This window comes from Haloferax chudinovii (assembly GCF_042663345.1).
Classification (GTDB): Archaea; Halobacteriota; Halobacteria; order Halobacteriales; family Haloferacaceae; genus Haloferax; species Haloferax chudinovii.
The window spans coordinates 744394-761276 of sequence record NZ_JBHTAB010000001.1 but is presented as its reverse complement, the minus strand read 5'-3'; the positions used below and the strand labels follow the sequence as shown (position 1 = coordinate 761276).

19 protein-coding genes and 1 tRNA gene are annotated in these 16883 nt (G+C 66.1%); 11 read left to right on the top strand and 9 right to left on the bottom strand.

Features of this window, described 5'->3' with window-relative positions; genetic code table 11:
- Positions 1-4: 4 nt before the first annotated feature.
- The 4 genes from ACFQI8_RS04030 to ACFQI8_RS04015 all read left to right on the top strand — a co-directional run bounded on the left by ACFQI8_RS04030 (position 5) and on the right by ACFQI8_RS04015 (position 5197).
- Complete coding sequence (locus ACFQI8_RS04030; RefSeq protein ID WP_390242922.1) at positions 5-2185, top strand: hypothetical protein; 2181 nt, start codon at positions 5-7, stop codon at positions 2183-2185.
- Positions 2186-2188: 3 nt separating this feature from the next.
- Entirely contained in the window at positions 2189-3919 is a 1731-nt protein-coding gene (locus tag ACFQI8_RS04025; protein WP_390242921.1) for an Ig-like domain-containing protein, read from the top strand.
- A gap of 122 nt (positions 3920-4041) precedes the next feature.
- A complete protein-coding gene (locus ACFQI8_RS04020; RefSeq protein ID WP_390242920.1) occupies positions 4042-4746 on the top strand; it encodes a haloacid dehalogenase type II in 705 nt (234 codons plus the stop codon).
- 79 nt (positions 4747-4825) lie between these two features.
- The gene (locus tag ACFQI8_RS04015) at positions 4826-5197 is read left to right on the top strand and encodes a hypothetical protein (RefSeq protein WP_390242919.1); all 372 of its coding nucleotides are present in this window, start codon (positions 4826-4828) and stop codon (positions 5195-5197) included.
- Between the two features lie 95 nt (positions 5198-5292).
- On the opposite strand, the gene ACFQI8_RS04010 is transcribed toward ACFQI8_RS04015, so the two are convergent.
- Positions 5293-6447: a DUF7282 domain-containing protein gene (locus ACFQI8_RS04010; protein ID WP_390242918.1), complete on the bottom strand. Its 1155-nt coding sequence runs from the start codon at positions 6445-6447 to the stop codon at positions 5293-5295.
- Positions 6448-6947: 500 nt separating this feature from the next.
- On the opposite strand from ACFQI8_RS04010, the gene ACFQI8_RS04005 reads away from it, so the two are divergent.
- The 3 genes from ACFQI8_RS04005 to ACFQI8_RS03995 all read left to right on the top strand — a co-directional run bounded on the left by ACFQI8_RS04005 (position 6948) and on the right by ACFQI8_RS03995 (position 8165).
- A complete protein-coding gene (locus ACFQI8_RS04005; protein ID WP_390242917.1) occupies positions 6948-7097 on the top strand; it encodes a hypothetical protein in 150 nt (49 codons plus the stop codon).
- Positions 7097-7285 carry a DUF7511 domain-containing protein gene (locus ACFQI8_RS04000; protein WP_390242916.1) on the top strand — a complete coding sequence of 63 codons (189 nt, stop codon included), beginning with the start codon at positions 7097-7099 and terminating at the stop codon, positions 7283-7285. The genes ACFQI8_RS04005 and ACFQI8_RS04000 overlap by 1 nt, the downstream gene beginning before the upstream one ends.
- A gap of 109 nt (positions 7286-7394) precedes the next feature.
- Positions 7395-8165, top strand: coding sequence for a hypothetical protein (locus tag ACFQI8_RS03995; RefSeq protein ID WP_390242915.1), 771 nt, complete (start codon positions 7395-7397; stop codon positions 8163-8165).
- 181 nt (positions 8166-8346) lie between these two features.
- On the opposite strand, the gene ACFQI8_RS03990 is transcribed toward ACFQI8_RS03995, so the two are convergent.
- The 4 genes from ACFQI8_RS03990 to ACFQI8_RS03975 all read right to left on the bottom strand — a co-directional run bounded on the left by ACFQI8_RS03990 (position 8347) and on the right by ACFQI8_RS03975 (position 9765).
- A tRNA-Val gene (locus tag ACFQI8_RS03990) sits at positions 8347-8421 on the bottom strand.
- 72 nt (positions 8422-8493) lie between these two features.
- Positions 8494-8745 carry a hypothetical protein gene (locus tag ACFQI8_RS03985; protein ID WP_390242914.1) on the bottom strand — a complete coding sequence of 84 codons (252 nt, stop codon included), beginning with the start codon at positions 8743-8745 and terminating at the stop codon, positions 8494-8496.
- Positions 8746-8995: 250 nt separating this feature from the next.
- Positions 8996-9529, bottom strand: coding sequence for a cob(I)yrinic acid a,c-diamide adenosyltransferase (locus ACFQI8_RS03980; RefSeq protein WP_390242913.1), 534 nt, complete (start codon positions 9527-9529; stop codon positions 8996-8998).
- Positions 9526-9765: a glutaredoxin family protein gene (locus ACFQI8_RS03975; protein ID WP_390242912.1), complete on the bottom strand. Its 240-nt coding sequence runs from the start codon at positions 9763-9765 to the stop codon at positions 9526-9528. Before ACFQI8_RS03975 ends, ACFQI8_RS03980 begins: the two co-directional genes overlap by 4 nt.
- A 183-nt stretch (positions 9766-9948) precedes the next feature.
- Here ACFQI8_RS03975 and ACFQI8_RS03970 point away from each other — a divergent pair, with 183 nt between their 5' ends.
- From ACFQI8_RS03970 to ACFQI8_RS03960, 3 genes are read left to right on the top strand one after another with little or no spacing between them, the layout of a single operon-like run.
- The gene (locus ACFQI8_RS03970; RefSeq protein WP_390242911.1) at positions 9949-11055 is read left to right on the top strand and encodes a metal ABC transporter substrate-binding protein; all 1107 of its coding nucleotides are present in this window, start codon (positions 9949-9951) and stop codon (positions 11053-11055) included.
- Positions 11052-11903: a metal ABC transporter ATP-binding protein gene (locus ACFQI8_RS03965; protein ID WP_390242910.1), complete on the top strand. Its 852-nt coding sequence runs from the start codon at positions 11052-11054 to the stop codon at positions 11901-11903. Before ACFQI8_RS03970 ends, ACFQI8_RS03965 begins: the two co-directional genes overlap by 4 nt.
- A complete protein-coding gene (locus ACFQI8_RS03960) occupies positions 11900-12898 on the top strand; it encodes a metal ABC transporter permease (RefSeq protein WP_390242909.1) in 999 nt (332 codons plus the stop codon). The genes ACFQI8_RS03965 and ACFQI8_RS03960 overlap by 4 nt, the downstream gene beginning before the upstream one ends.
- Before the next feature lie 71 nt (positions 12899-12969).
- On the opposite strand, the gene ACFQI8_RS03955 is transcribed toward ACFQI8_RS03960, so the two are convergent.
- Positions 12970-13311 (bottom strand): hypothetical protein, encoded by a 342-nt coding sequence (locus ACFQI8_RS03955; RefSeq protein ID WP_390242908.1) that lies wholly within the window; start codon positions 13309-13311, stop codon positions 12970-12972.
- Positions 13312-13538: 227 nt separating this feature from the next.
- On the opposite strand from ACFQI8_RS03955, the gene ACFQI8_RS03950 reads away from it, so the two are divergent.
- A complete protein-coding gene (locus tag ACFQI8_RS03950; protein ID WP_004969725.1) occupies positions 13539-13715 on the top strand; it encodes a DUF7838 family putative zinc beta-ribbon protein in 177 nt (58 codons plus the stop codon).
- A gap of 21 nt (positions 13716-13736) precedes the next feature.
- Here the strand turns inward: ACFQI8_RS03950 and gcvPB are convergent, their stop codons facing one another.
- Genes gcvPB through gcvH form a run of 3 tightly spaced genes read right to left on the bottom strand, consistent with a single transcriptional unit; the run spans position 13737 to position 16883 of the window.
- Positions 13737-15158, bottom strand: coding sequence for an aminomethyl-transferring glycine dehydrogenase subunit GcvPB (gene gcvPB, locus ACFQI8_RS03945; protein ID WP_390242906.1), 1422 nt, complete (start codon positions 15156-15158; stop codon positions 13737-13739).
- On the bottom strand, positions 15158-16501 hold the full coding sequence (gcvPA, locus tag ACFQI8_RS03940; RefSeq protein WP_390242905.1) for an aminomethyl-transferring glycine dehydrogenase subunit GcvPA: 1344 nt from the start codon (positions 16499-16501) through the stop codon (positions 15158-15160). The genes gcvPB and gcvPA overlap by 1 nt, the downstream gene beginning before the upstream one ends.
- A 1-nt stretch (position 16502) precedes the next feature.
- Positions 16503-16883, bottom strand: a complete 381-nt coding sequence (gene gcvH / locus ACFQI8_RS03935) for a glycine cleavage system protein GcvH (RefSeq protein ID WP_390242904.1) — start codon at positions 16881-16883, stop codon at positions 16503-16505.

Genomic DNA, 16883 nt, shown 5'->3' with positions numbered 1-16883 from the left:
AGCCATGACTCACAACACCCCCAACAACACCCAATACACACACTCGCCCCTCAGGCACGTACTGCGCGGGCTCGTCGCGGGCGCGGCCCGCCGCGGCTCGCACCTCCGCGGTGACCGCCGCGGGGCCTCGGCCATCCTCGGCACGATGCTCGCGTTCGCGCTCGTCGTCTCGCTCGTCGCGATGGTGCAGGTCTCGGCGGTCCCCGCGTGGAACCAACAGACCGAGTTCGAACACCTCACGGCCGTCGAGACCGACTTCGCCGCGTTCGACGAGAGCGTCGCGAAGGCCGTCGACGGCCGGCAGACCCGCGCGACCCTCGACGCCGGCGTCGACTACCCGACCCGCGCGCTGTTCGTCTCGCCCGCCGCCGGCTCCGGAAGCCTCCGGACGACCGACCCCGCGACGGCTCGCATCTCCGGCGCGGTCGCGACCGGCAAGACCGGCACCTACTGGGACGGCTCCGAACACGCGTTCGACACCCAGCAGTTCGTCTACCGGCCCGACTACCGGTACCTCCAGAGCGAGCCCTCGCTCGTCCACGAGGGGACCGCGCAGTACACCGCCTACGGCGGCGGTGGCGAGGTCGGTGCGACCCAGTCGCTCGTCGACGGCACCAAGATATCGCTCGTCTTCCTCGAAGGCGACATCGACACCGCGACGAGCGAGGCGACCACCTTCGGCGTCGTCCCCCTGAGCGCCGGCACCGACTACATTACGGTCACCGACTCGGGCACGCCCATCACCATCTCGGTCCCCACTCGGCTCTCCGAGGACACGTGGCGCGACCTGCTGGCCGACGAGCCGAACGTCCGCTCTATCGACTACGCGACCGGAGCCGACTCCAACACCCTGACGGTCGAACTCGCGCCCGGCAAGACCTACGACCTGCGGCTCTCGCGGGTCGGCATCGACACCCCCGGTGCGCTCCAACCCCCCGCCTACATCGTCGATGTCGAGGGCGACAACGCCGTCCTCCCGCCCGGTGCGACCCACCGCGCCGTCGTCGAGGTCCGCGACGCGCAGAACAACCCCGTCCCCAACGCGGTCGTCAAGGCCAGCCCCGGCCTGACCGCCGAAAGCGGGCGCATCGTCGCGCGCGACACCGGCACCGTCTCGACCGTCACCGATTCGGACGGCCGCGCGACGTTCGTCTACACCGCGCCCGGAAGCATCGACGGCGTCGTCAACGACGAGTTCGACGTGGTCGTCAAGGACGACGGGGGCGCGACCGTCGACCGCGTGACCTTCGACGTACAGCTCCGCGAGGGCGGCGTCACCGACCCGCTCCGCGGGCTCGTGGCCGCCATCGACGACCCCGGTTTCGTCTACGCCGACGTCGACGGCAACGGCGAGTTCGACGGCGCGGACTACCGCGTCAACAACACCGGCACGCGCGGCGACGTGACATACGACGCCGGCACCGACCGGCTCGTCGTCCCGCCGAGCACCGGAACCATCGTCTCCGACCGCGACGTCACCCTCGCGGGCGACGGGGTCTCGCTCCACGTCGACGTCGTCGCCACCGGCTCGAACAGCCGGGTCGACGTCGACGCCGGAAGCGGCTCGCTGGCCGCGGTCGGCGTGAGCGTCACCTCGGTGTCGGGGAAGGACATCACCGTCACTGCGGGCGACGAAATCGACCTCTCGGGGGCGTCGATTACGCAGGGAAGCAAAGACAGCCTCTCAATCGAGGCCGGCGGCGACATCACCCTCGACAACGCCGGGGTGACGGTCGCACAGGACAGCAACAGCCTCCGTATCGTCTCGACGAACGGCTTCGTCAGCGCCCGGAGCGCCGACATCAGCGGGAAAGGCGACGTCCGCATCGACGGCGCGGACGGCGTCGACCTCGCCGGAGCCGGCCTCTCGGGGGTCAAAGACAACGGCGCGCTCGACGTCGTCTCCGCGCGCGGCGGGGTCAACCTCAACGGCGTGGTCATGCTCGGCGACGGCGATATCGTCGTCGACGCCGAGGGCAACGTCTTCGTCGTCGGCGCGAACATCGCCTCGACCAAGACGGACGTGGTGATAACCTCCGACAGCGGGATGGTCAGCGGCCGCGAGGCCGCCATCTCCGCCGAGGACGACGTGACCATCACCGCGGCGGTCCGCATCTACCTGCCCGACTCCTCTATCGAAGACGAGGACACGCCCGAACTGAACGCGCCCGAGAAGGAGGTCTGAGCCGTGCCTCATCTCTCCCTCGACTCCCGCGGCGTCTCGGAAATCCTCGGGCTGGTCTTCGCGTTCGGGCTGGTCGTGTCGGTCATCGCGATGGTCCAACTCGCGGGCACGCCCGTCTGGACCGCCGGCGACGAGGCCGACCACAGCGCCAGCGTCTCGACCGACCTCGCGTCGCTCGACTCGCAGGTCTTCCGCGCCTCGGGCGCCGAGTCCGGCAGTCGCGTCGCGGTCGACTCGGAGGTGTCGTACCCCGAGCGGTACCTCGTGGTCTCGCCGCCCGACAGCGCCGGGACCTTCCGGGTCGACGGCGCGGACGCCGTGACGGTCACGGGCGTCTCCGCGGTCGGTCCCGAAGCGGTGTTCTGGGACGGCACGACCCGCACCTACGAGACGGGTGCCATCGTCTACGAGGCCAACTACGCCGAGCGCGACGAGGCGCGAATAGTGCTCGAAAGCGGCGTCTCGTACCTCGAAACCGGCGGGGACCCCGTCGTCCACCGCCAGTCGCTCGTCCGCGGCACGACCGTCACGCTCGTGTTCTTCGAGGGCGACCTCGACGGCCACACGACCGCCGGCGACACCGTGGCGCTCGCGCCCGTCTCCGTGCGCTCCGAGTCGTTGCCGGTGTACAACGCCACCGACCCGGTTCGCATCTCGGTGCCGACCTACCTCTCGGAGGACGCGTGGGCCGACCTCATGGCCGAGGAACCCCACGCACGGGTCGTCTCCCACGTCGCCAGCGGCGACCACGCGGTCGTCACTATCGAACTCGACGCCGGCGTCCGCTACGACTTCCGCGTCGCCCGCCTCAGCGTCGGCGAGGCGGTCGAACCCGACCCCGCCGCCTACGCGGTCGCGGTCGAAGGCGAGGACGCCGCGGTCCCCTCGGGCGGCCGCGAGACGCTCACCGTCCGCGCGTTCGACCGCTACGGTGCGCCCGCCGCGGGCGCGACGCTGACCGTCAGCCCGTCGACCCCGCTCGGCGGCACCGTCTCCCCGACCGCCGGGGCGACCGCCGTCACCGACGAATCCGGCCGCGCGAGCTTCACGTACACCGCGCCCGACGACGTGACCGACGTCGAACACGACAGCGTCACTGTCACCCTCGACGGGGCGTCCGGCCCCGGCGCGACGGTCACCATCCCGCTGGAAGTCCGCGGGACGGGCGAGAGCTACGAGGTCCGAAACACCGCCCCGACGACGCCCGAGCCCGAAGACGACTTCAGCATCGACGACGGTGAAGTCGTCCCATCGGTCGACTTCACGGGCGAGTTCGAACTGCTCGGGAGCGCCATCACGAACGGGTGGCGCGACGTCCCCGTCTCCGTCACCTTCGTCGTCGACGGCGAGTCGCACCACTCTGCGGGCTGGGACGACGTGAACGACCGCCGGTCCCATTCGTTCAGCGTGGCTGGCGATTCCGGCGACACGCTCTCCATCGTCGCCGCCACCGACGGCTACGTCACCGCCGACTCGTCGGTCGACCACCGACAGGTCGCGGTCCTCCGCGACGGCGACCCGGTCCCGGAGATACGAGGCTACAACGGACAGGACGACGCCGCCGAGTTCGTCGCCCCCTACATCAGCGACGACGGGGAGACGATGGAACTCGACAGCAATCAGGCCATCTTCCTGTTCGAACTAGGGACGACGAACACGCGCAGTCCGGCCTTCGACATGCAGGACGTCGTCATTCTCGTGACCCTCTGGGAGGACGGGGAGGGAGGTGACTGACCCGGCCGCCACCAGCCACCACTCGCGCTCGTCAGGAGCGCCGACCCATTCTTTCGGTCTTTTTTACGTCGCGTCCGCGCGACCGCCGTATCGTTAACACCCGCGCCGCCGTAGGGCCGCGTATGTCGTTCGCCCCGGACCGCGTCTCGACGGTCACGTTCGACTCGTACAGCACCCTCGTCGACGTCGATGCCGCCGAGAAAGCGCTCGCCGAGCGCGTCGCCGACCCCGAACCCGTCTCGAAGCTGTGGCGGTCGCGGTCGCTCGAATACACGTTCGTCGGCAACCAAGTCGACGAGTACGAACCCTTCTACGAGGTCAACCGCGCGGCGCTCCAGTACGCGCTGGACGCCCACGGCGTGCCGGTCTCGGCGAGCGAGCGCGACGAGATTCTCTCGGTGTACCACGAACTCGACGTGTTCGACGACGTGCGCGACGCGGTCGGCCGCCTCCGCGACGCCGGCTACGACTGCTACGTCGTCTCGAACGGGAACCCCGAGATGCTCGACTCGATGGTCGACCACGCCGACATCCGCGACCTCCTCGACGGCGTCGTCAGCGCCGACGAGGTCGGGGTGTTCAAACCCGACGCGGAACTCTACCGCCACGCGGCCGCCCGAACCGGGACGCCCATCGACGAAATCGCCCACGCGACCGCCGGCTGGTTCGACGTGATGGGGGCCCAACACGCCGGGATGCAGGGTGTCTGGGTCGACCGCAAGGACTCGCCGTGGGAACCGTTCGGGCCGGAACCCGACCTCGCCGTCCCCGACCTCACGACGCTCGTCGACGCGCTCGTCGACGGCGGCCCAAGTGCGGCGGACTGACCGTCGCGGCTCCCGACCGCCGCGGATTCGGATGCTGTATACTCACAATACTATTATCGTTGGCCGTCAATCTAGTGGGATGGAACGGCGGCGCGTGAAAGGCGGTATTCTGGCCTTTATCGGGTTCGTTCTGTCTCCGCTTTCGTGGTGGAACGACCTCGTGGTCAACCTCCCGTTGGCCTACGCGTTCGGCGTCGCGGTGAGTCTCATCTCCCGAAGCTGGTTTCTCCCGGGCGTCGTCGCGGGCTACTGGCTGACGAACGTGGTCGGGTTCGTGTTGCTCCACAAGGGCGCAGTCGACGCGGTATCGGCCGAATCACACCCGTACACCCGCCAGCGATTCGCCAAGGACTTCGCCATCTCCATCGGGTACACCGCGCTCGTGGTGCTGTTGATTTGGTTCGGCTTCCTCAGCGTTCCCGACGGCCTGCTCGCGGCGCTCGGTCGCTGACTGCGGCCGGGGCGCGCGGACCGGGGATCCCGCCTCGAAAAAATAGCTCCGAACCGACTCGGCGGTGGGGACCGAGCCGGTCGGTGGTCGTCGGCTCAGTTCTCCGTTTCGTTGTGAATCGGCGTCTCCGACGGTGGCGGAGTCTCACTCATCGATTCGTCGGTGGTCGTTGTCTCGTCCGTCGGTTCGTGAGTAGTTGTTGTCTCGTCAGTAGTGGTTGTTTCTTCAGTAGTGGTTGTTTCGTCAGCGGTCGTTGTCTCGTCAGCGGTCGTTGTTTCGTCGGCAGTCGTTGTCTCGTCAGCGGTCGTTGTTTCGTCAGCGGTCGTCGTCTCGTCTGTTGGTTCTTCAGTAGTCGTTGTCTCGTCCGGTTGGTCAGTAGTCGTCGGCTCCTCCGTCGTCGGCTCCTCGCCGACTGTCACGACTGCGTCGTCGGTGACGGGCGTGCCGTTCATCGCGTACGGACCGTCCTCAGTCCCGTTAGACGTGAGGAAGTCGAGCGTCTGGTTGTCGTTGGTGTCGAGGTGCGCCTGCGCCGTGAGGTTCACGCTCTCGTTGTCGTTCAGCGGTTCGAGGAGCGGCACGGTGACGTTCTCCTGCTCACCGGGTTCGAGGTAGTCGGTCGCACCGACGACCGAACCGTTCTCGTCGAGGATGGCGATGTAGCCGCCCTCGGAGAGGTTCGCGCTCGCGACGGTCACGTTACTCCCGTCGGACTCCTGGTCGTCGAACTGGAGCGACGCGGTCGGCTCCTCGGGTTCGGGCTCGGACGGTTCGGCCACGGTGAGCGTCGTCAGCTCGCCGAAGTCGCGCGTCTCGATACCGTGGATGTACGTCCCGTCTTCGAGATCCGTCGTGTTGACGTCGAACTCGATGGTCTCGGTCTCGTTCGGGTTCAGCGCCCAGCCGGTTCGGACGACCACGTCACCTTCGAGTCGGAACTCGACGCACTGAATCATCGGCACGTCGTTCGGGTTGGTGATGTCCGCCGACACCGTCACCGGTTCGCCCGGTTCGACGTCGGACGGGGCAGAGAGGTTGCTCACCCCGAACGACTCGTAGGTCCCGTTGCTCGGATACGTGCAGTACTGCGTCTGTGTCTGTGTCTGTGTCTGCGTCTGTGCCTGTGTCTGCGTCGGTTGTTCTACCTGTGCCTGCCGTGTGTCGACCGCCGCCAGTCCCGTCCCCGTCGCCGCCGCGACGAGAGCGACGACGACGATGAGAATGCCGGCGATACGTGTTTGTGTTTTCATGTGTCTGCGATGACAGTCTACCGACGCCGCGGGCAAAAGCTGACGAGATAGTTTCAATAGTTTCGCGCGTGGGCTGTCAATTTACCTGACGGTGTAGGCGGTTAGTCTGTCTCTGATTCCGATACCGGTGGCCTCCCGACCGACTTTCTCGCAACAGTTCACGACACACGATATTTCACGGGAGACGATACGCGTTAACTGTCAGAAAAGCGAGTAAGTCGCCGAAGCTAACTGGGTAGTCTCTCGTTTATGCGACCGTCTTGACAGTTTGAGTGACGCGGTCGACTGAGCGTTTCGAAACTGGGACGGTGTCGAATCGCTGTCTCCCTCGCGGGTCGCTCGGGACTGCCATCTGCCCACTTCCTACTCGGGTACCGATTGGCCTTCTATATTGAGAAGTGGGAACCATAATCGGCATTGTCGTCATATTCGGGTTCGAACACGGCGTATTTCTCACAATATCCAAAAACTTCTTGTACTCGTGTCGTATCTGGTCGTGTATGAGCGAATCCAACGAGAATTCGCGGATCGCACCGCACACGGAGTACTCGCGCACCCGTTCTCGGTGCCCTCGATGCGGGACCTCGGTCCCGACGGAGGCGGTCGGCGACGCGCTGTGTGCGAGTTGCAAGGCGGACGTCTCCATCTGATGAGTACGGTCGCACCCCACAGTTCCGACGAGTTGGCTGACGCGCCGGTGTTCGACCTCGAATGCATCTACGACGACCCGGAGAACCCGACCGCACTGACGGTCTTCTCCCCGAAAGCGGAGGAGTTGACCACCTCGTGGATTACGGTCGACCGCGGGAGCGCCGTCTCGCTGGACGATATCGCGTAGGCGCTCGAACTCCGTTTTTCGTGGTTTATTCGATTATCCCCATGAGATCCAGGATTTGATCTGTCAGTCGATGCTAATCACTATTTGATTCGCCTCTGACTTGTGGATGATGAGCGCTCCAATAGACGCGATAGAACAAGAGGTTGAGCGTCTTGAGCAGGATGCGAGAGAGATTGAAGAATCATATACGGAATTCTTTGGACAGTGTAGTGTAGAACAAAATGGACTCGAAGTATTCTGGAAAACTCCCCCCGAAAGCGCATCTGAGAACCAGAGAAAAGCCCTCCATGACTATGAATTATGGTACAATTCGGCTCGAGTCCTGGTTTCAGAGTATATGTCTACTCGATTGACAGACTTCGAAGCTCTCTATGACGATTTTAAATCACGCCTTCAGTTGAATATAAGTGCGAAACGGGGCATCAAAATAGTGCTTGATGCACAGCACAGCGACTTCGATACTCAGAGGGGCATAGTGAATTCTATCCCTGCTCGAGTCCGGGTTGAAGAATTAAAGGTACGGAAACAAGTTTCTAAGGATGTCTCTCAGGGAGAGTTGGACAAAGCGAGAGACCTATTTGATAATGGCGAGGTGCGTGCAGGTGGTGTAATCGCTGGAATTGCGCTTGAGCGGTATCTCTTGATGCTGTGCCAGAATTCGGATTCGGATATCGAGTACAACTACAATGACGGCATTTCGGCGTTAGCGCAGAAGTTGTATGAAGCAGATGAGATTGATTCGTCACCTTATAGCCATCTACAGCATTTAGCCACGATTCGGGCTGATTGTGCTCATGCAAATGAGGTAGAGCCAGATGAGAGTGATGTGCGCCGTCTTCTTGAGGATGCTGAGGATTACATTCGCGGTCGGAAGATTTAGCGCGCCTATCTCCACGATGTCTGGTTCACGTAATTTGGCTTCAGTAGAATCTTGAATGAATTCTGGGCCGGATTCGAACCTCGGTCGCTCACTTCGTTCGCTCCCTGCTTCGAATCCGCCGTCACCACTTTCGGCACCACAGACGCCTCGCTGTCGCTCGTCGTTGCGAGGTACCAGAAAGTGGGTTGGGGCGGATTCGAACCGCCGGCCTGCTCCGTGTGAAGGAGCCGTCATAACCTGGCTAGACCACCAACCCGGCTACGACTTCGATTTCCCGCGCCGCCAATTAAGACTTACGTTGTGCCCCGATTCGAGGGCGCACACGCACTTACTCGGGTCGCCGCACGCGACGGCGAACCCGCCCGGCGGCCCGGCGACTCCGCGTCGCCGCCCGGCGCGCGCCGTACTCGACGCGCTCCCGCCGCGTCTGCGGCGTCGGCTCCGGGTCGTCCTCGACCTCGCGCCCGAGCGCCGCCATGAGGCGGCGACGGAGCGGTGCCGTCTCCTCGTCGACACCCGCGTACAGGTGCTCGAACCCCCGCCGGAAGTAGTACCACGCGTCGGTGAAATGCCGGTTCATACCTCCGGATAGTCCCGCCGACGAGAAAACGGTTATGTCGCGCGGTACCGAATGTCACATATCTGAGAAAGAGCGATACACTTTAGTAATTCTTAGGCATACCTAAAACTGGGAACGCAGGCCACACGTCGTGGTCGGTCCCAGTTAGCGTCTGGCCCCTTCCGGGACGGCGATACCGTGGGCACGATTCGTCCGTCCTGGTCCCACTATCCTCGCGAGCGACCGCGCCGGCCGAGGCGGCCGCTCGGACTCAGTACGTCGGCGACTCCTCGGGCACGCCGTCGCGCTTGTTGACCAGTCGCGCGAAGACGAACAGCGCGTCGGAGAGGCGGTTGAGGTAGGCGACGACCTCCTCGTTGACGGGTTCTTCCGCCGCGAGCGAGACGACGCGTCGCTCGGCCCGCCGCGACACCGCGCGGGCGTGATGGAGTTTGGCCCCCGTCTCGCTCCCGCCGGGGAGGATAAACGACGTGAGCGGGTCGAGTTCCTCGTCGGCCTCGTCTATCCACGCTTCGAGTTCGTCCACGTGGTCGGCGGCTATCTGGGGGTCGCCCTCGTCGGGGTCGGGGTTCGCGAGGTCGGCCTGCACGATGTGGAGGTGGTTCTGGACGGCTTCGAGCACGTCGTCCACGTCGCCGTGGCCTGTCGGGCGCACGGTACCGATGAGCGCGTTCGCCTCGTCAACCGTCCCGTACGCCTCGATGCGGTGGCTCGTCTTCGATACGCGGGTCATGTCCCGCAGGTCGGTCATCCCCTCGTCGCCGCGGCCGGTGTATATCTTCATGCCAGCGTCTGGTCGACGTACCGGAGGATGTTCTCGCTCTCGGACATCGTCACGCCGCGGTCACCGTCCACGAGGACCGGGACGCCGCGCTGGCCGCTCACGCGCTTGACCTCGTTTCGGTCCGAGTGTAGCGCGCCGACCCACTGCGTCTCGTAGTCGACCCCCGCCTCGGAGAGCGCGTCGTGGACCTTCTCGCAGTACGGACAGCCGTCGAGCGCGTAGAGTTCGATTCCCATGGCTCGTCGTTGGGCGCGCCGACTCAAAGAGATTTGCACGCCGGTGGGTCCGAGCGCGCCGTCTCGGCTGTCGCGTCGTCGGTCCCCCGTGAGCCGTTGCGGCTCGCCACTGATTTAGACTTGTCTAATTTCAAACTTAGAGCAACACATCTATATAATGTGTTATCTCTATCTAGAGTAGTGATGAAAGCGAATTTATATTCGTCCGGCCCCAAAATATCTCGGCGGTCGGTCGTCGCGGCCGGTTCCGGGCTGTTGACGGCCGGCCTCGCCGGCTGTCTCGGCGGAGCCGTCGGAGCGGGAAGCGAAAGCGGCGGCTCGAACACCGGTTCGAACGACGCCTCCGGCGGGTCCGAGTCGGAAGACGACTTCGTCGTCGTCGCCTCGTTCTTCAGTTTCTACGACTTCGCGCGCAAGGTCGCGGCCGACACGCCGGTGACGCTCAAGAACCTCATTCCGACCGGCCTCCACGGTCACGGCTGGGAACCGGACGCGAGCGTCACGCGCGACATCATCGAGGCCGACGCGTTCGTCTACGTCGGGAAGGACTTCCAGCCGTGGGCCGACCGCGCCATCCAGACGCTGAAAGACGACGACGTAGACACCCAACTCATCAACGTCCGCGAGGGCGTCGAACTCGTGGAACTCGCCGCGAGCCTCGACCGCGACGAAGAGGGCGTCGGCGAAGGTCGCGGGAAGGACCCTCACTTCTGGCTCGACCCGCGGCGCGCCAAGACCGCCGTCGACAACATCACCGAGGGGCTGGTCGAACTCGCCCCCGAGTACGAGGAGACGTTCCGCGACAACGCCGACGCGTACAAAACCGACGTGCTCGACCGCATCGACCGGGACTATCAGGACATCTTCGACCGGGCGTCGCGCAAGGTCGTCCAGTTGGCGGCCCACAACGCCTTCCAGTACATCGGCGTCCGCTACGGCGTCGAGATGCGCCCGCTCGTGGTCAACCTCGCCGCCAGCGGCGACGTGAAGCCCTCGGACATCACCGGGGCGAAGCACGTCATCGAAGAAAACGACATCCGATACATCGGCGCGGGCGTCTTCGAGACGCGCCGCCCGGCGAAACAGCTCATCGCCGAGACGCCCGTCGAGGCGTACTTCCCCGTCACCCCCTATGCGGGCGTCCGCGAGGACTGGGTCGAAAACGACTGGGGCTACGAGGAAATCGCGTACAACATCAACATGCCCACGTTCGAGATCGTCCTCGGCAACAAGTCGCCCGAGGAGGTCGGCTACGACGGCTGGGCCGACGAGTGGAGGAACTTCGAATGAGCGCCCTCCGTAACGGCGAGTCCGCGGAGTCCGCGGAGTCCGCCGACACCGGTGTCGCCGACGACGCCACCGACGACGGCCGCGGCTCGTCTGACCCCCTCGTCGAACTCGCAGACGTCGAGTTCGGCTACACCGCCACGCCCGTCGTAGAGGACATCTCGCTCCGCATCGACCCCGGCGAGTACGTCGCCATCGTCGGGCCGAACGGCTCCGGCAAGTCGACGCTGATGAAGCTCATCCTCGGCCTGCTCCGGCCCGGCGAGGGGACCGCGCGGCTGTTCGGCGAGCCCTCCCACGCCTTCGACGACGGCGCGCGAATCGGCTACGTCGCCCAGCACGCCAGCGCCTCCAAGGAGATGCCCATCACCGTCCGCGAGGTCGTGAAGATGGGTCGGTTCCCCCACGTCGGCTTCGGCCGGCTCTCGGCCGCGGACCACCGCATCGTCGACGCGGCGCTCGCCACGGTCGGGATGACCGACTTCGCCGACCGTCGGGTGACGAAGCTGTCGGGCGGCCAGCGCCAGCGCGCCTTCATCGCCCGCGCGCTCGCCGGCGAGGCCGACCTGCTCGTCTTGGACGAGCCGACCGTCGGCGTCGACGCCGAGTCGGTCGACGCCTTCTACGACCTGCTCGAAGCGCTCAACGAAGAGGGAATCACGATTCTCCTCATCGAGCACGACCTCGGCGCGGTCACCGACCACGCCCGGCGCGTCGTCTGTCTCAACCGCGAGGTCTACTTCGACGGCCCGACCGACGAGTTCGTCGAGAGCGACGCCCTCGCGCGGGCGTTCGGCACGGCGGCCTCCGTTGCGGGCGGTTCGGGCGGTTCGGGCGGTGGTGGCGCGTGATACCCGTCGAACTGTTCGCCGCGTTGCAGGCGGGGCCGTTAGACGCCGTCCTCGCGCCAGTCTACTGGCTCCTCGCGCTGTGGTCCGACCTGCTTTTCGCCGTCGGCGACGCGACCGGCCTCGGATTCCTCGACTACCGGTTCATGCACCGCGCCATCCTCGTCGGCCTCTGTATCGGCGTGATGGCCCCCCTCATCGGGACGTTCCTCGTCCACCGCCAGCTCGCGCTCATCGGCGACGCGCTCGCCCACACCGCCTTCGCCGGGGTCGCCGTCGGCCTCTTTCTCAACGGCGTGTTCAGCCTCGGCGTCTCGCCGTATCTGACCGCCGTCGTCGTCGCGGTCATCGCGGCGCTCCTCATCGAACTCATCTCCGAGGCGACCGACGCCTACAACGACGTGTCGATGGCAATCGTGCTGTCGACCGGCTTCGCACTGGGGACCGTCCTCATCAGCCTCAACGCGGGCGGCCTCGCGGTCGGCATCAACCAGTACCTCTTCGGCAACCTCTCGACCGTCTCGGCGGAGAACGCGGCCATCCTACTCGTGCTGTTCGCCGTCATCGTCGGCACCGTCGCGCTCACGCGCAACCAACTGCTCTACGTGACGTTCGACGAGACGGCCGCCGCCGTCTCGGGCATCTCGGTCACGTGGTACAACCGCGTGATGGTCATGCTGACAGCGCTGGTCGTCGTCGGCGCGATGCAGATTATGGGCGTCATCCTCGTCGCCGCCATGCTCGTCGTCCCCGTCGCGGGCGCGGCGCAGGTCTCCCGAAGCTTCTCGGAGTCGCTTTTGGTCTCCGTCGTGCTCGCCGAACTCGCCGTCCTCCTCGGTATCGGCGCGTCCTACTACGGCGAGGCGACCGCGGGCGGCGTCATCGTGCTGGTCGCGGTCGGCATCTACGTCGTCGCCGTCGGTATCGGCACGGTGCGGGCGCGCGCCGGGGAGGACGCGACGCCCGAACTGGGGAGCATCGACTCCCGCGAGGCGTAGCCGCGTCCTGACTCGACCGCATCTCCGTTCCGCACTCGCCGACGCCGACCGCCCACGCCGGTATCAGGTTCTCACTCCGGCCGCTCTCCGGAGACGTTCCCGGTCGGGTCCCACAACAGGTCGACCGCTCCCCCGACGCCGAGGAGAACTAACAGCACCGGGAGGTCCGTCGGCGCGCCGACCGCGTAGGCGGCGACGCCGACGACGCCGAGCGGGACCGCGGCGAGGCGCTCGACGTTCGGCACTCGTTGGAACAACAGCCCCGTCACCGCGTACCCCGCCAGCGAGGCGAGGAGCAACACTTGCACGGGGTCGTGACCGCGGGCGGCGGCCCGGACGGTCAGCCCGCCCGAAACGACGGTGAGGAGGGAAAACAGCAGTACGCGGGGGCGCTCGGTGATGCGGGAGGGCACAGTCGGCGACTGTGTCCGAAACTGTATAATACTTTGACAGACGGGGCGGAGGACTCCGGTCCATCGCGGCCTCGGAGTTCGGCGGGGCGGGACGCGGCCCCCTTGAACGGACAGACGAGGGAGTTGACGACGAAAAACAGGTTTCATATCGTCATAATCAGTTTATCAAAGGTCGGACCCGCCCGCGAACCAATATCTTCAACAACGACTACCACGGATTCGACCCCATGAGCGACCTCGAAATCCAGCGCGAATGCCCGGCCTGCGGCAACGACACGTTCTACCTCGCCGCCAGCATGGAGATTCACCTCGGCACGAAGACGAAGTGGCACTGCACGGAGTGCGACTACGGCTACATCCACATCACGGACGACATCGAGACGTACGCGAAGGCCGAAGCGTAACCGCGAAAAGAGGTTTTCTCGTTATTCGTCGTCGCCGAGCGCCCGCCACGAGAGCCGCGGGTTCCGCGCGGCGGACACCTGGTCGATGCGGCGGGCGCTGGTCTTCGAGGGCGCGGTTTCGAGCGCCTCGTCGGAGTCGGCGTACGCCGCGTTGAAGGCGTGCGCGAGGTCGTCGAGCGACGCCTTGTCCTCGACTTCCGTCGGCTCCGTGAGCATCGCCTGCGAGACGAGTTCGGGCCACTTCGTCGTCGGCGGGTGGACGCCGTAGTCGAGCATGCGCTTCGCCACGTCGGCGGCGTCGCGGTCCCCCGAGGTCGCCGCGAACTCGTGGTGGAACGGCCCGTACGGGACGTCGAGGGCTATCTGCGAGGCGAGGTAGTTGGCGTTGAGGACGGCCTTCGCGCTGGCGTCCGCGAGGCCCGCGTCGCCGAGGCGGGCGATGTAGGCGTACGCCTTCACGAGCACGAGCCAGTTGCCGGCGAAGCCGTGGACCTTGCCGATAGAGGACTCGGGTTCGTACTGCTCGTAGCCGGCGGCCGTCTCGCGGACCATCGGACTCGGGAGGAACTCCGCGAGCTCGTCGACCACGCCGACCGGCCCGGCACCGGGACCGCCGCCGCCGTGGGGCGTGGCGAACGTCTTGTGGACGTTGTAGTGCATGATGTCGAAGCCCATGTCGCCGGGGCGGGCGCGGCCGAGCAACGCGTTGAGGTTCGCGCCGTCGTAGTACAGCAGGCCGCCCGCGTCGTGAACCAACTCGGCGATATCGACGATGTCGCGCTCGAACAGCCCGAGCGTGTTGGGGTTCGTGAGCATGAGCGCGGCCGTCTCCTCGGAGACGGCGGCGTCGAGCGCCTCCATGTCCACGCGGCCGTCGTCGTCCGAGGGGAGTTCGACCACGTCGTAGCCGGCCATCGCGGCCGACGCGAAGTTCGTCCCGTGGGCCGACGAGGGGATGATAATCTCCGAGCGGTCGTCGCCGCGGGACTCGTGGTAGGCCTTGGCGACGAGAATGCCCGTGAACTCGCCCGCGGCACCCGCCGGGGGCTGGAGCGTCACGGCGTCCATCCCGCCGATGTCGGCGAGGTACTCCTGCAGGCCGTGCAGGAGGCCGAGCGTCCCCTGAATCGTTCGGTCGGAGCGGTCGGGGTGGACCCCGGCGTTGGGGTCCGCCGCCACGTCCTCCGTGAACGAGGGGTTGTACTTCATCGTACACGACCCCAGCGGGTACGGCCCGAGTTCGACGCTGTAGTTCATCTGCGACAGCCGCGTGTAGTGGCGCGCCAGTTGCGGCTCCGACAGCGCCGGGAGCGTCAGTTCGTCGCGGGTCAGGTCGTCGGGGAGGACGCCCTCGGAATCGACCTTGACTGTGGTGCTGTCTTTCTCGGACAGGAGCGGTTCGTACTCGTCGTCGCGGCTGAATCGGGCTTGGTCGAAGTTCATCAGATGACCTCCTCGAAGGCCGCGACCAGTCCGTCCGCGGCGTCGGCGTTCGCGTCGGTGATACAGACCTGTAGGTGGTGGTCGTCGAGGGCGTGAACCGCGAACCCGCGGCCCGCGAGGTCGTTCGTGATGGCGGGTGCGGGCTGGTCGGTTCGGACGACGAACTCGCGGAAGTGGTGGCGGTCGTACAGCGGCGCTTTGACGCCCGAAAGCTCGTCCAGTCGGGCGGCGAGGTCGCGCGCGTCGGTGACGGCCTGCGTCGCGAGGTCGACGAGGCGGTCGGGGCCGAGCCACGCCATGTGCATGGCCGTTCGGAGCGCGACCCACGCCTGATTCGTACAGATGTTCGAGGTCGCGCGCTCCTTGCGGATGTGCTGTTCGCGGGTCTGGAGCGTCAGCGTGAACGCCCGCATATCGGCTTTGTCCTCGGAGGCGCCGACGAGGCGGCCGGGGACCTGCCGGAGGTACTCCTCGCGGGTGGCGAAGATGCCGAGGCCCATGCCGTAGGCCGTTCCGAGGCCGAGCGCGCCGGCCTCGCCGACGACCACGTCGGCACCGACGCTCGCGGGCTCTTCGAGGAGCGCGAGCGCCACGAGGTCGCTTCCGAGACAGAACAGCGCGTCGTTGTCGTGGGCGAGGTCGCCGATGTCGGCGAGCCGCTCCTCGATGACGCCGCGGACCGTCGGCGTCTCCGCGTAAACCATCGCGGTCTCGTCGTCGACGAGGTCCGCGAGGGCCTCGACGTCGACCGCGCCGTCGGCCATCGGGTACTCGCCGATTTCCATCTCCGCGCCGTCGAGGTAGTTCTCGAGGACGCCGAGACGGCCCTCGTGGAGGTGCTCGGGGACGAGCACGCGGTGGCCGCTCGCGCCGCGGCGGAGGCGGTTCGCGAGGAGCGCGGCCTCGGCGAGCGCCGTCGCGGCGTCGTACATCGAGCAGTTTGCGACCGGGAGACCGGTCAGTTCGACCAGCATCGACTGGTACTCGAACAGCACCTGCAGGAAACCCTGCGCGATTTCGGGCTGGTACTGCGTGTACGAGGTGAGGAACTCCGAGCGCCGCGAGAGGTCGTCGACCAGCGCCGGCACGTAGTGGGCGTGGTGGCCGCGGCCGAGGAACTCCGTCAGCTCCTCGTTGCGCGAAAACAGGTCGGCCATGGCGTCTCTGAGCTCGCGCTCGTCGGCACCGGCGACGCCGAACTCGCCGTCGAAGCGGACCGCCTCGGGGATGTCGAAGAGGTCTTCTGCGCTGTCGACGCCGACGGCGTCCAGCATCGCTTCCTCGTCGGCATCGGTGTGTGGGGCGTACGGGCTTCCGGCCCGCCGTCCGTTTCCAGCCGTCATCTCACTCCGTCTGCTCGCGGTACTCCTCGGGGGAGAGGAGGTCGTCGAACTCGCTTTCGTCGGCCGGTTCGACTTCGAGCATCCAGCCGTCGCCGTAGGGGTCGTCGTTGAGGAGTTCCGGGGCGTCGAACAGCTCCTCGTTGACGGCCGTGACCGTGCCCGAGATGGGGGCGTAGAGGTCCGAGACGGCCTTGATGCTCTCGACCACGCCGAACTCCTCGCCGGCGGCGAGTTCGTCGCCCTCGGCTGGGAGTTCGACGAAGACGACGTCGCCCAGTTCGTCCTGCGCGAAGTCGGAGATGCCGATGCGGGCGGCGTCGCCTTCGGTGGTGGCCCATTCGTGCGATTCCAGATACTTCCGGTCGTCGGGAATTTCGAACAT

What these genes read in the sequence shown, in the direction of transcription:
- ACFQI8_RS04030 (WP_390242922.1), top strand. Translation starts at nt 5, where the DNA reads ATGACTCACAACACCCCCAACAACACCCAATACACACACTCGCCCCTC.
- ACFQI8_RS04020 (WP_390242920.1), top strand. Translation starts at nt 4,042, where the DNA reads ATGTCGTTCGCCCCGGACCGCGTCTCGACGGTCACGTTCGACTCGTAC.
- ACFQI8_RS04015 (WP_390242919.1), top strand. Translation starts at nt 4,826, where the DNA reads ATGGAACGGCGGCGCGTGAAAGGCGGTATTCTGGCCTTTATCGGGTTC.
- ACFQI8_RS04010 (WP_390242918.1), bottom strand. Translation starts at nt 6,447, where the DNA reads ATGAAAACACAAACACGTATCGCCGGCATTCTCATCGTCGTCGTCGCT.
- ACFQI8_RS04005 (WP_390242917.1), top strand. Translation starts at nt 6,948, where the DNA reads ATGAGCGAATCCAACGAGAATTCGCGGATCGCACCGCACACGGAGTAC.
- ACFQI8_RS04000 (WP_390242916.1), top strand. Translation starts at nt 7,097, where the DNA reads ATGAGTACGGTCGCACCCCACAGTTCCGACGAGTTGGCTGACGCGCCG.
- ACFQI8_RS03995 (WP_390242915.1), top strand. Translation starts at nt 7,395, where the DNA reads ATGAGCGCTCCAATAGACGCGATAGAACAAGAGGTTGAGCGTCTTGAG.
- ACFQI8_RS03985 (WP_390242914.1), bottom strand. Translation starts at nt 8,745, where the DNA reads ATGAACCGGCATTTCACCGACGCGTGGTACTACTTCCGGCGGGGGTTC.
- ACFQI8_RS03980 (WP_390242913.1), bottom strand. Translation starts at nt 9,529, where the DNA reads ATGAAGATATACACCGGCCGCGGCGACGAGGGGATGACCGACCTGCGG.
- ACFQI8_RS03975 (WP_390242912.1), bottom strand. Translation starts at nt 9,765, where the DNA reads ATGGGAATCGAACTCTACGCGCTCGACGGCTGTCCGTACTGCGAGAAG.
- ACFQI8_RS03970 (WP_390242911.1), top strand. Translation starts at nt 9,949, where the DNA reads ATGAAAGCGAATTTATATTCGTCCGGCCCCAAAATATCTCGGCGGTCG.
- ACFQI8_RS03965 (WP_390242910.1), top strand. Translation starts at nt 11,052, where the DNA reads ATGAGCGCCCTCCGTAACGGCGAGTCCGCGGAGTCCGCGGAGTCCGCC.
- ACFQI8_RS03950 (WP_004969725.1), top strand. Translation starts at nt 13,539, where the DNA reads ATGAGCGACCTCGAAATCCAGCGCGAATGCCCGGCCTGCGGCAACGAC.
- gcvPB (WP_390242906.1), bottom strand. Translation starts at nt 15,158, where the DNA reads ATGAACTTCGACCAAGCCCGATTCAGCCGCGACGACGAGTACGAACCG.
- gcvPA (WP_390242905.1), bottom strand. Translation starts at nt 16,501, where the DNA reads ATGACGGCTGGAAACGGACGGCGGGCCGGAAGCCCGTACGCCCCACAC.
- gcvH (WP_390242904.1), bottom strand. Translation starts at nt 16,883, where the DNA reads ATGTTCGAAATTCCCGACGACCGGAAGTATCTGGAATCGCACGAATGG.